The 14,473-nt window shown below is 58.9% G+C and carries 14 protein-coding genes and 1 pseudogene; 3 read left to right on the top strand and 12 right to left on the bottom strand.

Annotated elements, in window-relative coordinates:
- Positions 1–251: 251 nt before the first annotated feature.
- The 3 genes from WI754_RS25660 to WI754_RS25650 form a co-directional block, all read right to left on the bottom strand.
- Complete coding sequence (locus WI754_RS25660; RefSeq protein ID WP_341486827.1) at positions 252–1,058, bottom strand: DUF3800 domain-containing protein; 807 nt, start codon at positions 1,056–1,058, stop codon at positions 252–254.
- Positions 1,059–1,090: 32 nt separating this feature from the next.
- Positions 1,091–1,327, bottom strand: coding sequence for a hypothetical protein (locus WI754_RS25655; protein WP_341486826.1), 237 nt, complete (start codon positions 1,325–1,327; stop codon positions 1,091–1,093).
- Positions 1,328–1,741: 414 nt separating this feature from the next.
- Positions 1,742–1,984 carry a DUF1127 domain-containing protein gene (locus tag WI754_RS25650; RefSeq protein WP_341486825.1) on the bottom strand — a complete coding sequence of 81 codons (243 nt, stop codon included), beginning with the start codon at positions 1,982–1,984 and terminating at the stop codon, positions 1,742–1,744.
- Positions 1,985–2,159: 175 nt separating this feature from the next.
- Here WI754_RS25650 and WI754_RS25645 point away from each other — a divergent pair, with 175 nt between their 5' ends.
- Complete coding sequence (locus WI754_RS25645) at positions 2,160–4,172, top strand: BTAD domain-containing putative transcriptional regulator (protein ID WP_341486824.1); 2,013 nt, start codon at positions 2,160–2,162, stop codon at positions 4,170–4,172.
- A 125-nt stretch (positions 4,173–4,297) separates the two neighbouring features.
- Here WI754_RS25645 and WI754_RS25640 read toward each other — a convergent pair whose 3' ends face one another.
- From WI754_RS25640 to WI754_RS25615, 6 genes are all read right to left on the bottom strand, one after another.
- On the bottom strand, positions 4,298–6,139 hold the full coding sequence (locus WI754_RS25640; protein WP_341486823.1) for a monovalent cation:proton antiporter-2 (CPA2) family protein: 1,842 nt from the start codon (positions 6,137–6,139) through the stop codon (positions 4,298–4,300).
- A 156-nt stretch (positions 6,140–6,295) separates the two neighbouring features.
- On the bottom strand, positions 6,296–7,135 hold the full coding sequence (locus tag WI754_RS25635) for an oxidoreductase (RefSeq protein ID WP_341488006.1): 840 nt from the start codon (positions 7,133–7,135) through the stop codon (positions 6,296–6,298).
- Between the two features lie 69 nt (positions 7,136–7,204).
- Positions 7,205–7,705, bottom strand: a complete 501-nt coding sequence (locus tag WI754_RS25630) for a nuclear transport factor 2 family protein (protein WP_341486822.1) — start codon at positions 7,703–7,705, stop codon at positions 7,205–7,207.
- 105 nt (positions 7,706–7,810) lie between these two features.
- A complete protein-coding gene (locus WI754_RS25625; RefSeq protein ID WP_341486821.1) occupies positions 7,811–8,614 on the bottom strand; it encodes an SDR family oxidoreductase in 804 nt (267 codons plus the stop codon).
- 43 nt (positions 8,615–8,657) lie between these two features.
- On the bottom strand, positions 8,658–9,071 hold the full coding sequence (locus WI754_RS25620) for a heme-binding protein (RefSeq protein WP_341486820.1): 414 nt from the start codon (positions 9,069–9,071) through the stop codon (positions 8,658–8,660).
- Between the two features lie 268 nt (positions 9,072–9,339).
- Positions 9,340–10,230 (bottom strand): AraC family transcriptional regulator, encoded by an 891-nt coding sequence (locus WI754_RS25615; RefSeq protein ID WP_341486819.1) that lies wholly within the window; start codon positions 10,228–10,230, stop codon positions 9,340–9,342.
- Positions 10,231–10,610: 380 nt separating this feature from the next.
- Here WI754_RS25615 and WI754_RS25610 point away from each other — a divergent pair, with 380 nt between their 5' ends.
- Positions 10,611–11,438 carry a hypothetical protein gene (locus tag WI754_RS25610; RefSeq protein WP_349437948.1) on the top strand — a complete coding sequence of 276 codons (828 nt, stop codon included), beginning with the start codon at positions 10,611–10,613 and terminating at the stop codon, positions 11,436–11,438.
- On the top strand, positions 11,413–12,072 hold the full coding sequence (locus WI754_RS25605; RefSeq protein ID WP_341486817.1) for an RES family NAD+ phosphorylase: 660 nt from the start codon (positions 11,413–11,415) through the stop codon (positions 12,070–12,072). Before WI754_RS25610 ends, WI754_RS25605 begins: the two co-directional genes overlap by 26 nt.
- 532 nt (positions 12,073–12,604) lie before the next feature.
- On the opposite strand, the gene WI754_RS25600 is transcribed toward WI754_RS25605, so the two are convergent.
- From WI754_RS25600 to WI754_RS25590, 3 genes and pseudogenes are all read right to left on the bottom strand, one after another.
- Positions 12,605–12,841 carry a hypothetical protein gene (locus WI754_RS25600; RefSeq protein ID WP_341486815.1) on the bottom strand — a complete coding sequence of 79 codons (237 nt, stop codon included), beginning with the start codon at positions 12,839–12,841 and terminating at the stop codon, positions 12,605–12,607.
- A gap of 731 nt (positions 12,842–13,572) precedes the next feature.
- A pseudogene (locus WI754_RS25595) lies at positions 13,573–13,905 on the bottom strand (IS21 family transposase); the annotation flags it as partial.
- 251 nt (positions 13,906–14,156) lie between these two features.
- Positions 14,157–14,354, bottom strand: coding sequence for a hypothetical protein (locus tag WI754_RS25590; protein ID WP_341486814.1), 198 nt, complete (start codon positions 14,352–14,354; stop codon positions 14,157–14,159).
- Positions 14,355–14,473 lie beyond the last annotated feature (119 nt).

The following is a 14,473-nucleotide window of genomic DNA, read 5'->3' as shown; positions in this document are numbered from 1 at the left end:
GTCGCCGGTTCCGCAAGGCAGCGTTTCCAGCTGATGAGCGGCAACATCTTGAAAGCATTTTCTTTTTGCGTATATGTACTTAACCGGCGAAGAGGCGCACAAATCTGCGCTATTCCATTGAATTTATTCAATTTATGCAAATTACACTTGAAAAAGGTGGCAACCCGTCGTATCTTATAACTAGAGCAACGCTCCGGGGTCAGCGCTAGGCGCCGGCCGAAATGTCTAGGGCCCGATTATTCGGGCCTTATTCATTTGAAACAACTGTATTTTATCCCCAATAGTGCTCGATCTTCCGGCTTCAGGTGTGCGTCAACCAGCCGGCCTGCCTCCATCAGCTGGACGTAGGGCCGATAGGTCGGGTCATAGCCTGCCTTGGCCATGGGATAGAGCACCAGATCCGCAACCTGGATCATCGCCGTCTCTTTGGTGCGACGTTTCGCATCGCCCATGACGATGCGGCGGAAGTCGGCGGCGCTGAGCGAGCGATAGCTTGCTGAATTGTCGCCGTCGAAGGGCATCCCCACCTCTTTGAGGCTCTTGTGGTAGGCGATCAGCGCGCGGTCTTCGGCCTTACCGGTCTCCTCAAAAAACACGCGCAACACGCGGCCCTGGCTGTCAGCATATTTAGCGGCACGCTCGATCAGAATGCAGTAGGCCGTCTTGCACATCAGCCAGAGACGATCGGCGTAGTGCCCCTTGTAGCGGGCAACGTATCCCGCCCGGTCGATCACGGCCGCGATCCCCAGCACGGGCAAGCCCAGCATGAAGGTGTCCAGCTCCGGGAAAAACGCACGGGCCTTTTCCGGGTTCTTCAGCCAGCCGAAATTCTCGCGACCACCCCGGATGGGATTCGAATGCAGCGGATAGGTAATGCCATGACTGGCGCAGAAGTCGGCGTGCCGCTGTTTCAGGTCGTCAATGTCCTCTTCCTTGACCAGGACCCCGCCAAGGGCAAAACAGTCCATCCGGTCGTTGCGGTCGAGCTTTGGCCGACGGTCGGGGTCACGGCTGCCGCTGTCGTCGATAAAGAGATGATATTCAGGAAGACGGGTCATACAGGGCATATAATCGGATCGGTCGGATTTCCCTAGCCCCTTGGTTCGAACTTCGGCATGTCACTGTCCCGCCAGCTCATCAGGCGCTGCAGGAACTCGATTGGCGGATTGCATTCCAGCTTAGCGCCAAGCGGCCGACAGCCGGGGCTTGTGCCGGGGACTGCTCCTGCGATCCATCCGGCGATCGACAAGGCCTGGAATTCCCCTAGTGAGCCAGGGGTCGCGCCCGCCAGCGCGATATCCATGCCTTCGACACCGTATCCCAGCAACGGCCAACTCCTCGCCCGTGCGTTGGGCGGTCGCAATCGTCTGCAGCCAGGTCAGCACGATATGCTGCGCCTCCCTGTGCGCAGCGCGCTCGCGCTCAAATGGCCGCTTCATCGCCGCCGCCAAGACCCGCGAGGCTGCTCTCGCCATGGCGGAGTTGGCGGTAAGCGAAGCTGTCTCGATCGGCCACACGGGGCAGCGCGGCAAGTACTCAAGTTCCGCTTCGAGGCGCATTTGAGGCCTCTGCCAAGGTTGACGGCCCTGAGCAGCCGTTGTTTCGTCGCAGCGACACGGTCGGCAACCAGGCGGGAAAGAGCCGCCTGGGCAGGAACACCCATCAGCGTCGGAAACGGCTGTTTTGGATCCTCTCGTTGTTGACCAGCAACTGACGCTTCCGAGCAGTTGAATTTTGCTGATTACCTCATCGACATTAAGTTCGTCATCAGGCCAGCTTTAATTTCGAGCGCGGGTCGGTTGACCTCGGGATGACCTATGTCCCGCAGTTGATCGGGCGTCAGATCCGCCAGCGCCTTCCGGCTCGCGACGGCTCGCCGCCACTTCCTCAGGGCGGCGACTATTATCGTCACGCCATTCAGCCCGGATCCAAACGACTGTCCTTTCGACAGGCCGGCGCCGGCGCGAGTTTCCGTGTGAGCCATTTTCAGTCTCCCATCTTCGAGATTTACGGGTGGGAGCGTGCCATGCTGGTGTGTTCGGGCTGTTCTGCTCAGCGTTAACAGGCAAGAAAACTTCGACAGACTGCCGCTAAATCGATGTTAAATCTGTCGGCCGAAATGCTATTCTGCGGCGGCGGTCAAAATCTGGAGACGATCTGTGCGCATCAGGTTGCTGGGCGGCCTCGACGTTACTTCCCCGGACCAAGGGCAAGTCCGCTTCGCCACGCGCAAGACTTCGCTTCTCTTTGCGGCCCTGGTCCTTGCAGGCGGCCGCGCCTATCGTCGCGAACAGCTATCCGAAGCCTTCTGGCCAGGACGAGGCAATGGGCAGGCACGCAACAGTCTGCGGCAGGCGCTGGTCGACATCAGGCGGTCGTTCCCGGCCGGCAAGGATGCCACCCTCTACATCGAAGGGGATCAGGAGACCGTCGCGCTGGTTGCCGGTCCTGAAGAAGCGGACTTTTCGGTCTTCGACCGGAAACTGGCGGAGGGCCGGACCACCGATCTCGCCTTCGCCGCCGATCTCTACCGCGGCGAGGTACTTGCAGGGGAAGCCATTCCAGATGGACTGGATGATTGGTTCGGGCCTTACCAGAACAGATATCAACGCAAGGCGTTGCAGCTGGCGGAGCGGCTGAGCCTCGCGCTCTCCGAGCCTGGCTCCCGGGAAGAGGCAGCCTGCGAAGGGCTCGCGGAGAGGTTGCTTGCCCACGACCCGACAGCGGAGGCCGCCCATCGGGCGTTGATGCGGATCCACGCTCTCAAGGGGCAGGAAAACGCAGCCTTGCGCCAGTTCGAGGCCTGCCGGGCTCTCTTGAAGAAGCATCTCGGCGCCGAACCCGAGGCGCAGACGGCCTCCCTTGCGGCTTCGCTGCAATCACGGGCAGGAAGCGAATATCAGTGGACCGCTCCAGGGCCTGACGTCGCCTCGCAGCCGCAGGTCTTTTCAGCCCCTGCGAAGCATCACGATCGGCCGTCGCTGGCGGTGCTGCCATTTCAGAATTTGAGCGGTGATGCGGAGCAGGAATATTTTGCCGACGGCATCGTGGAGGACATCACCATCGCCCTGGCTCAATCCCGCCACCTCTATGTCATCGCACGGAATTCGAGCTTCACTTACAAGGGGCAGGCTGTCGACATAAAGCGGGTCGGGCGCGAGCTGGACGTCCGCTATGTGGTCGAGGGAAGCGTTCGCAGGACGGGTGACCGCCTGCGCATTGCCGGGCAGCTCATCGACACATCGACGGGTGCGCACCTTTGGGCAGATCGTTTCGACGGAACGCTGGCCAATGTATTCGATCTTCAAGATCAGGTTGCCTCGAGCATCGTCGGTGCAATAACGCCGAGAGTGGAGGAGGCCGAGATCGAGCGTTCCAAACGTAAGCCGACGGAGAGCCTTGACGCTTACGACTACTATCTCCGCGGGCTGGCGGCGTTCGACCGGTCGATCACCAGCAGACCGGTCATCGACGATGCCTTGCGGCTCTTCATGAAGGCAATCGATCGCGACCCGGAATTCGCTATAGCCTATACCCGGGCGGCGCGGTGCTACGCGACCCGAAAGAGCAACGGCTGGATGCTCGATCCCGCAGAAGAGATTGCCGAAGCGAGCCGGCTAGCCAGAAGAGCGGTCGAACTCGGCTGGGACGATGCTGTTGCGCTCTCCTACGGCGGATATGTCATCGGCTATGTCGGCGGTAACCTCGACGACAGTGCGGCCTGCATCGATCGCGCCCTCTTTCTCAACCCGAACCTGGCCGCTGCTCTGGGCGTCAGCAGCTGGGTGAAGGCTTGCCTGGGCGAGCCGGACAAGGCAGTCGAACATGCCGCGCTTGCAATGCGCCTCAGCCCATTGGATCCGCGCCTGTTTGCCTGGCAGTTCAACACGGCGCTCGCTCATTTTTGTGCCGGCCACTATGACGACGCTGCCGCCTGGGCGGGAAAATCGTTGCGGCACCAGCCGAACTACCCGAGTGCGATGCGTGTCATGGCGGCGGGTCATGCCCTGGCGGGCCGTCTTGCGGAAGCACAGGAAATGATCACTCGCCTGTGCGAGTTCGATCCCACGCTGCGGCTTTCGAATCTTGCCGATATACTGCCGCCGTTCCGGCGACTGGACGATCGGAATAGGTATACAGAAGCTCTTCGGAAGGCGGGACTGCCGGAGTAATGCCGTTTCAGCGTGGAGCGAGGGCGTTCCGTGAGAGCTTCAGCACGTGGTGCGTCACCCCGCACTGCGACCAAAGATCGTATCTGCTTTCGATAGATTGCCTGTGCCCTGAGGCGCGTTGTGGGCTACCGATCCTCCTGCGCAGATCGACCAAGCAGAGCTGCGGCTTCGTCATTGCCAGCCCTTGCAAGCCGACGTGGTACCGTGAGAGGTGTTGGCGTCGGCTGGTTACCTTGAAAGTACTCTCCGCCAGCATATAGCCCTTCGGCAATCTGCAGTTCGAACCGCTGGGCATCCCGCCGACGCACATCCGTCATGGTGCGCTCCGCGTCTTGTTCCGATATCCCCAATCGCTTCAAAGCGTCAAACCCGAAGGCAAAGGCAGATTCGAGCGTTTCCCGCATCTCATAGTCCACCCCGGCACCGAGTAGCGCCAGAGCAGCTCCGCGATCAAAGGAACGCGCCATCACGGGTATAAGGAGGAACTCGGCCTTCACGAGCGTCGCAATGCGCACGGCGACCTCCGGCTTGTCCACGCAGATCATGATTGTCTGCGTTTGCCCAGCGCCTGCGGCATGCAGGATGTCGAGGCGGCTTCCGTCGCCGTAGTAAACCTTGAAACCGAACTGGGTGGCAGCCTCAATCAATTCGACGTCGGTGTCGATGATCGCGACGTCGAGCCCGCGAGCCAGCAGCGGTTGGCTGACGATTTGGCCGAAGCGACCAAAACCGATGATCAAGATATTACCGGTGAGCCCGTCCGGCTCCTGCACGCCATCCATGGATAGCGTGGTCGTTGGCGCGATCCTACGCGCGGCGTTTGTTATGATAGGGGAAAGCGCCATGGATATGATGACTGTCGTCGTGAAGATGGCCCCGGTCTCGGGACCAATGATAGCGCTTGATGTCGCCGCGGCGTAGAGAACGAAGGCGAATTCGCCGCCCTGTGCCATGAGGGCCGCTCGTTCGATAGCCTCGCCGTTGGACGAACCGAAGAACCGCGCGACCGTATAAATCCCGATCCCCTTCACCGTCATGAAAATGGCGACGTAGGCCGCGACTAGGGCCGCGTTTTCCACCACGAGCCGAACGTCGAGCGCCATGCCGACACCTAGGAAGAAAAGGCCAAGCAGAATTCCCCGGAAAGGCTCGATATCGGCTTCGAGTTGGTGCCGAAACGAGCTCTCGGATAGAAGAACGCCTGCAAGGAACGCGCCCATGGCCATGGAGAGACCGCCCACCTGCATTGCCAAGGCCGCGCCGAGAACGACCAGCAGAGCCGCGGCCGTCATGACTTCGCGCGCATTCGCCTGGGCAAGTATTCTGAACATCGGATTGAGCATATAGCGCCCGATCAAAATGACGCCGATGATCGCTGAGATGCCGATTGCGACCTGGAGCAATTCGCCGTGGGCTGTTGTAGTGCCGCCGCCGGGCGCGATCAGCGCCAGGACGGCAAGGAGCGGCACGATTGCCATGTCTTCCAGGAGCAGGATCGAGATGATCCTCTGTCCCTTTGATGTCGAGAGCTCCCCACGATCACCCAGCATCTGGAAAACAATCGCGGTGGACGTCAGTACGAAGCCCATACCGAACACGAATGCCGACGGAATTGGATAGCCGAGCAAGACGCCTGCGCCTGTCAGCAAGAGACCACACACGATCACCTGCAAGAGACCGAGACCGAGAATATCTCGCCGAAGACCCCAGAGGCGCGACGGCTGCATCTCTAGCCCGATAACGAACAAGAACATGACCACGCCAAGCTCTGCAACATGCATGATGCTCGAGGGATCATTGAAAAGCCCAAGGGCGGACGGACCTATCAGGATACCGGCAGCAAGGTAACCAAGCACGGCATCAAGCCCGAACCGCTTGAACAACGGAACAGCGGTGACGCCCGCGGCAAGAAGGCTCACCACCGGCGAAAGATTTATTCCGTGCGACACAGTTTCAGCGGCGGCCATAGACAAGTCTCCCGGATCGTGTCGGCAGATGACACCTGAGCCGCCCGTCGCCGTCTCGTCGCTAAGGCAGGACCGGCATTCCCTGAGCGATGCGTCGGATAGATGCCTCGGCCCAGTGACAGGCCGGCCATTGGTGTCAGACCCTGCCTGGAAAGTTCAAACGTCGGACGCGGTGAAATCCGTCGATATCGAGACGCTCCGCCATTGAGCAAGGATTGCGGCATCCGACTGATGTTTGGCTTCGATCGCCGCAACCGTATCGCTGCCGAGCGGCAGTCGGACGGGCGGGTTCGGGGAGTCGGCGAAGTCGATCAGAACCTTCGCCAGCCGGTCTGGATCGCCCGGTTGCGCATGGTTCAGATCCGCTGCCACGCCCCGAACCGTGCCTGCGGTCGCATGGTAATCCGCAATTGCAACACTGCTGGCCGCAAGCGATGTCGAGTCGAGAAAGTCGGTACGGAAATAGCCGGGTTCCACAACCGTCACGTGGATGCCGAGGGGCGCGAGTTCCGCATGAAGCGCCTCAGACAGTCCCTCGACGGCGAATTTGGTCGAGCAATAGACGCCGAAGCCGGCCCCCGCTCGATAGCCGCCGATCGAAGAAATATTGAGGATGCGGCCCGCGCGCTGCGCCCGCATGTGGGGTAAAATCGCACGCGTCACCGCCAGCAGACCGAATACGTTGGTGCGATAGAGCGCTTCGACTTCCTGGGTCGTTGCTTCCTCCACTGCACCGAGCAGGCCGTAGCCTGCATTGTTGAGCAGGACGTCGATGCGGCCGAAACGCTCGACCGCCGCAGCGGCGGCGTTGGTTGCCTGCTTCTCATCCGCCACGTCGAGAGCAGTCGCCAGTAAGTTGTTTCGTTGGCCGAAACGCTCAGTAACTGTGCGCGGGTTGCGCGCGGTCGCGACCACGTTGTCTCCCCTCGATAATGCCAGTTCGGCGATGCGCGCTCCGAAGCCGCGCGAGGCACCGGTAATGAACCAGGTCTTCATCATCATCATCATCGTCCTTTTGTCAGCGTAGCGACCGCGGTTAGACTGCGCCTCCACGGTAGCGGGAACTCATTGATTTGGCGGCACTCGATTCCATAGATCGTTGAACGCAATGCTGTCGAAGAATGCCGCCGCATCGGTTATCTTGCCATCCGTCATGTTGAGGAACCATGCGTATGTGTTGGAGTGCGGCTGGCCGTCACGTGCGGTGCCGCTCGCGTCGAAGAAGACCACCACAGTGCTGTCGTCCGCATAGATGTTACGGATGCTTGGTTTCAAACCGCTGCCCATGCGGACGTTGAATGGACGGATGACCTCACTCAAGAACGCTTCGCGGCTGGGATATGTTTTCGACGCAAGTGAGTTGCCGGTGATGGTCCAGTTCGCGTTCTCCGCAAGCAGATCGTATGGACTTCCGGTTCCGGCAGCCCAAGCGTCGAAGGCGCGTTGAGCGATTGCCTTGTTCCCCGCCTCGTCGCCAGCCGTCTGAGCGTGCGCAACCGGGGTGAACGACGCCAGTGTGAGGCTTGCTGCTGCGACAGCGATCTGAGCATCGAATCCAATACTCATCACCGTGATCTCTCCATTCTTCTTGAAACGCCCGTCCGATCGAAGTCTCATCCGGCGGTTTTACGCAAGCGAACGAGCGGGAAGACAGCCGCCGCTCGCGGAACCTCAGATCTGGTTTTCCCAGGCGGCCAACTGATGCGCCTTGAGCATTTCCTCGATCTTTTTCGGGACGACGTTGCGAAACTTGCCGGTGTCTGCGGGGACGATCTCGATCATCCGATCGATCATCTCCCGTGGATCCATCTTGCCTTCCGGGGTGGCGAAGAAGTCATCGAAGCCCTTGCGCAGGTCCGCCCGCTTGGTGAAGTTCTTGGCGTCGTCCAGCCAGCGGAACGGGTTGTCTGCCATGGTTTCGTTGTAGCCGGTGTAGTAGGCACCTGGATTGATGGTCTGGATCCTGATGCCATAGGGTGCCAACTCCTGCTGCAATGCTTCGGCGATCGCTTCCAGCGCATGCTTGGTCGAGACATAGGTTCCCCAGTTTGCCGGGGTGAAGAGGCCGCCCATGGAGGAGGTGAAGACCACCTTGCCCTTCTTGCGCTGCGCCACCCACTTCTGGACCACTCCCTGAGTGAGGGCGAGCGGAAGGAAGACGTTGATCTCATAGTTCTTGCGAACAAGATCAACGGGGATTTCCCAGACAGGGCCAGCTTCGCCCATGCCAGCGTTGTTCCAGAGAACGTCGAAGTCCCAGCCTTCCGCCTGCTTGATGTCATAGGGATCGGTGAGGTCGAGCCGCGCGACCCGGAAATTCTTCAGGCCAAGTGATGCAGCCTCTTCGCGCAGCGGCGTGACCTGCGATGAAACCTGCGCGGTGGCGATGATGTTGTGCCCGTTCTTGGCCATGCCGATGGCGGCAGCCTTACCGAAACCCGAGCCTGCCCCGGTGATGAGGATGGTCTTGGACATGCTATTTCCTTTCCTGGTTAGATGGCGGTTAGGACCTAGGATTTCAGTGGAGGAGCATTTCGAAAACGCCCAGGGCTGCCTGTGCGACCTCCACGTCCTGCGCCACGGTTCCTCCCGAAACTCCGAGTGCCCCGATGACCGTGCCGTCTGGGGACTTGAGCGGAATGCCTCCACCGAAGGTGGCGAGGCCTCCGTTCGTCAGTTGCAGCCCTTGGGCTGGCGCACCTGGCTTGCAGTATTCCCAGACGGCCTCGCTGTTGGCTTGAAACAATACGGCCGTCGCGGCCTTGCGCATGGCGATGTCGATCGAGGCGAGAACTGCGCCGTCCATTCGCTCTAAGGCTTTCAAGTGAGCGCCCGCATCGAGCACCGCGATGACGACGGGAAAGGCAAGTTGGTGAGCCTTGGCTTTCGCTCCGTCGATGATGGCCTGCGCCTGATAAGAGGTGAGTTGCATGGCGCCGATCTCCCTTGTGCGTATGAAATCGGTCAGCCGTCACCTGGTGGGCCGTCCGGCCACACGATGCTTTCCGATCCGGGAGACGTCTTGCATGGCGGATGACAGCTCCCAACAGTGGTGGTTGCACGGTTCCTTCGGAGTTGCTGTCGCGATGTTTTGGAATTGTTTGGATATTGCGGCGATCGACAAAATAGAGCGATCGGGGCAGATGCCCCGCCATCAGCCGTCCGATTTACGAGACGGCTTGGTCAGATGGTGCTGGATATCAGAACCGGTTGCGGAACTCGCGCGGCGTGATGCCAGCCACCTTGCGGAAGCTTGCGGAGAAGGCTGATTGTGTTTGGTATCCGACAACGACGGCAATATCGCCGATGTGTAGCGTCCGGTCCTTAAGCAGGGTCTTGGCATAGGCGACGCGCTGGCGGGTTAGCCATCCATAGGGTGTCTGCCCGGTCGCCATGCGGAAGGCTGTGCAGAAATGGAAGCGGCTCAAATTGACCAGATCGGCCAGTTCCTGCACCCTGATATCCTCCGCGATATTCTCCCGCATATAACCTGTGACGCGTTTGACCTGCCATTCCGAAAGACCGCGTCGCGGCCCAGGCGAGATTGGTGTCGACGTTGCTGAGTGCGCCCTGAGGAGTTGAAGACATACAAGATCGAGGAGTTGCTCAATATACAAATGCGACATTGCGTCTGCCGAGCTGATCTCGTCATTGATAAGCTTCATGAACGTGAACAGTTTTGGATCATCGAAATTCACGCGATCGAGCAGCTCGGGCTCACGGCCATTACTGACCTGGTCCGCACAAGCCAGTAGTCGATTATGACCCAAAAAGATGTTCGATACTTCGACGGAGCCGTCCGCGCGCCAGAGACCACTATGCCCGCTTGGTGCCAAGGTTATCGTCCCGATGGCCGCGGGCGCTGAAATAATGTCGCGGCCGATTTTAACCGATGCACTACCATTCCCGGCGTACTTCGCCGAAAGGATATGGTCCTTCAACGGCGGCAGATTGTATTCGAACGGCTTGTTCAGCCACCGGCCCACCAGCCGGGTGCCGCCCGAAAATGTCTCCGGGATTACGGGCGGCGAAAGGCCTCGCTGCAAACGGCGAATGTGTAACGTCGTATCGGCAAGCGCTTTGCCGCTCATGGAGAGTTCTCTTGTCGATCGGTAAGGCCGTACACGCTCGGCAACGGTTACCATTTATTGGGATTTATGGAAATATCCGGCGGTATCGCGCGGGTCCTTTGCTTTGGTCTGGCGTTGGCCCTTGCGAGCGCCTGAAGGCGCTTGAATAGGACCTTGCGCCCATTCTCAAGTTAACGGAAGCGGTCGTCCGAAGTCGCAGTGCCACGCGGAGATCGCGTTCTGCGAGATCGACAAAACCCGGCGGAGTTCAGTCTGCCGCAGAACCTGCTTGTGCGGGAGCAATCCTCGACAGAAGACTCCGGGTTATAAGCCTTGTAAAACGCTTGAAATTAACTAAGTTAATCACAGATGAGTTATCCCATTTCACTTGGAGTGTAGCTATGTCCACAGAGGCAGTTCTAAGATCCCTGCCGGCAGATCAGCTTCGCGATTCCGTGACACGGCTTATTGCGCAGCGTCTTATGACAATGTCGCTGCCGTCCTCAAGTAAACGGGCGTCAACCAGAAATCCGAAGAAGGAGCCCGACTCCGAGATCATTTTTAACGGCATCAAATACGCGCTCGATTTCAAAACACAGACCGTGACTGGCGCTCAATTGCTCGAAGCAGTGGATGCTGCGATCGGCGAACTGTTCGGCGATAAATCCCAGCTACTCGTTTTGCGCAATGCCGATGCCGAACTTGGCCCTGTCATAAAAGCTGTCATCGAGCAGGTCCCGGAAGCTGTGAGAGTGCGCCGGCGAGCGCTGTCAGAACAGCATATCGATGCGCTCGCTGACATTTATATGGCCAGTGATCCCTTGTCCGCGGCTTTACCTGATATCGAGCGCGATAACGCCGAGGCTCAGGCTCGCTTTGTACAACGTTGGCCGGTCCTCACTGCAGAGCAGATAGCGGAGCGAGCAGGGCACGAGTCGACGAACAAGAGTGCTACCGCTCATCGATGGAAGGCGGCTGGAAGGATTTTTGGAGTTCGGGTCGGCCGCCGAGAGGTTTATCCGGCCTTTCAGTTCAGGGAAGGGCTGCCGCACCCGGCGATCGCGCGAATTCTCGGGGCGCTTCCGAAAGATATGAGCGGGTGGCAAACCGCATTCTGGTTTGTTGGTCCCAACACCTTCCTGAACGATGCATCGCCAGTCGAGACCCTGGGTGACGAGGAAGCCGTGATCGAAGCGGCGGCGAATGAAGAGCAGAGATGGATGGGCTGAATTGATACCGGCTCCCCCGTCGCCTTTCCCAGACTTCAACAAGAAGAGGCTAGCCGCAGGTACGCTTCTTGTTCGCATTCATGACCCACGCTTTAATGGCGCGGGATTTAATCCGTGTCTCGGTGGGAACACTCGCTTCGCCCCGGTGTCAACAGCTTCGGGCGATTGTCTTCCGACACTCTATGCTGCCGAGACGCTTGAATGCGCGGTTCATGAATCCATTTTTCACGATCTTGCTTATAATGCGCCCGATAAGTTCATTCGGCTCGATAAAGTGACCTCTCGATCCATAAGCTGGTTGGAACTGACCACCGACATCGTTCTGGCTGGCTTGCACGAGCCTGATCTTAACAAGCTTGACCTCACGCGGACCCAACTGATCGACACACCACGGTCGGAATATGCTGAAACCGCACGTTGGGCTGAGGCCTTTCACCGCGCCGACCCGGGCGTTGCGGGACTGGTCTGGACCTCACGGCGATGCGATCCGCAAAGAGCTTTCATTTTCTTCAAAGATCGTATTCCCGCCGGATCTCTTATCGTCAAAAATAGCACTGAAATCTCGCGATCCGCTCAACACCTGGCTGAGATCAGAGAATTCGGCCGGCGGGCCGGCATTACGATCACGATGTGACGAGTAAGTGTTTGCAAAGCTATTTTGGAAATGCGCCGGCGATGCTGCTAGCCCAGCCGGGGCTGTCGCATATTTTCGGGATGAATGGACTGTTGAGGATGAGAGGAGATTTCTTGCTCCGACCATTCCGGAGCGTGCCGACGATCCTGAATGCCATTGTCGAAAAGCTGAAGAGCGGCAACGCAGTCTCGCGGCAGCGGTTTGACGTCAATCTGCCGCCCGACCCCATTCTTAATTTAATGGCAGTCGCGATCCGCTGGGCTGTCTATACGATCCTGGCGCCGATTCAAGCCCGATCGCGCAGTCGCCCGAGACGGGCCGCGGTATGTGAAGGCGTAGTGAACGGGTAGAACAGCCACGCCTTTTTGCCGCCCCGCCTGGCGGCCGACGGCAGTTAACATGGTGGCGGGCAAGGATAGTTGATGTCGGGGCGCGTGCGGCGTGGCGCCGCCGTGGACGCTGGGGCATTGAGGGTGCCGGTCGAAGGCCGGCGCCGTTGCAGGACCGAGGTTACAGCTATCCAACGCTCATGCTATCGCTTAGGCAGCATGTTCCGGCCGGCGTTCCGGATCGTCAGAGCCGAATCCGCCATTTGCGCAACAAGCCCCGCTGCCATCGCGCCGTTGAGGGCCTCAGTGTATTCCGCCCCTTCGAGCCCATGCTTTTTGGCATGACTTTCGACCGCACCACGTGTCGCGGTCGGCGAAACGCCCCACCTGGTATTGTGGAAAGCGTTGACGATGATTTGGTACTTGTCGTTGAGGGTCATGGTGGCACTCCGGTGGTTTTCGTGGTGCTACCAGTAAGCTGGCCCAGTAGATAGCCCTGTTTGCGTGGCAGGCGCTGCTCAAGGGGAGGGCGGGCAACGACTTACCCACGAGCCGATCTCAGAAACTGATGGCGATCGGAAACGTCAGTATCCCCCAGAAGAACCAAAACGCCACAGCATTGAGCAGGCACGCAGCAAAGCAGGCCCATAGCGTAGGTCGCACGAAAGCCAGGCCACCGGAGATGATGGCGAGGGCAGAAAGGATGTAGCTCACACTAGAAATTTCGCAAACGCCCTACTCAAGGCGCACCGAAAATGGGTGCCTAAAATGGCTTGATCAAGACGGATACTCTATGCGTCTTTTTTGCATATTTTATGCACGTCTATTAGGTGCCTCGGAAAGATTCGTAGAAACAGTAGCTTAGGTAAACGCTTTTATGCAGTTATCTACATGCCTGGAGAAGATGCCTTCGAAGCTTCATACTGATGGAGCACCTCAGGGTCGACGCCATAAGCGATCCCGTTGATGGGGTTCAGAAAGGCCAAGGCGTTGGAAAAGGTTGATATCAGCGGCTTGAGAGGCACCCCACGGTGCGATCCCTGCCGTCATTGGTGGCATTCCTGAAAGCATTGTAGGCAACTATCTTATGTGACGGCTTGGGCCAAGGAAATCACCGAAATCCTTGGCTCATTCCCTGCTGCCGCAACATAAATTTGGCCGCAACATAACAGCTGTAGCGATAGCCATCGGGATGAAGGCCGATATACTCGTCCCAAAGGATCTGCAGCGTGACATGCTTGCGTTTCAGCTCGCGATGAACATGAGCCCAATCCGGTTCAACGCTGCGACGGTGACCGGTCTTCGTGCCGGCAGCTCTATTGAGAGCCGCTTCCAAAACCGCATCGTTGACATCGTCGCCCAACGGCCACGAAAGCCCGGCAATCTCCACACGACGCAGCGTCTCACGCACCGCCGAGGGGGCCCCACCAACGCGCGCCGCAATCGACTTGTGGCCAAGACCTTCCGAAAATCTGTATCTCAGAATCTCGCGGACACGCCGCATCTTTAGTCTCTCCGCTGGCATCGCGTTCCTTCTTCTCAGGCAACTGAAAGGACGAACGTCTCACCAGCAGGACACCCCGACAAACAGCCCAATCAGGGGGCGGCATCATTTCGGAATGCGGGGGCGGATTGCCTCGGCGTCTGCAACCCGCGCGGGCACGGGCTCTCCGAGGTGACTGAGGAGCCGTATTCTATCGCGCAGTTGGGTGACGATTTGGTTGACCTGATTGACCACATCGGCTGGTCCTCCGTCTATCTCTGCGGTGTTTCAGTGGGTGGCATGATCGCGATGCCGGTCGCAGATCGACATCCCGACGGGATTTCGGTCTTGTCCTCCTCGACACGGCGGCGAAGATCGGGACGGCTGAGAGCTGGAACGAGCGCATTGCGGCCGTTGAGCACGATGGTCTTGCAGCTTCGTCGCCTGACGAGAAAGTAGGATACGGACAAGTGCCTTGGCCTAATCAAGTGTGACCGAAAGGGTAGTCGTGGGGTGGCTGTGGACCACATTATTTGGCGGTTAAGCTACACAGCTTTGCCTACTCGATTGTTTTAGCAGCATATAACGC

Origin of the sequence: Pararhizobium sp. A13, assembly GCF_040126305.1 — a bacterium.
Classification (GTDB): Bacteria; Pseudomonadota; Alphaproteobacteria; order Rhizobiales; family Rhizobiaceae; genus Pararhizobium.
This window is presented reverse-complemented; position numbering and strand designations above follow the sequence as displayed.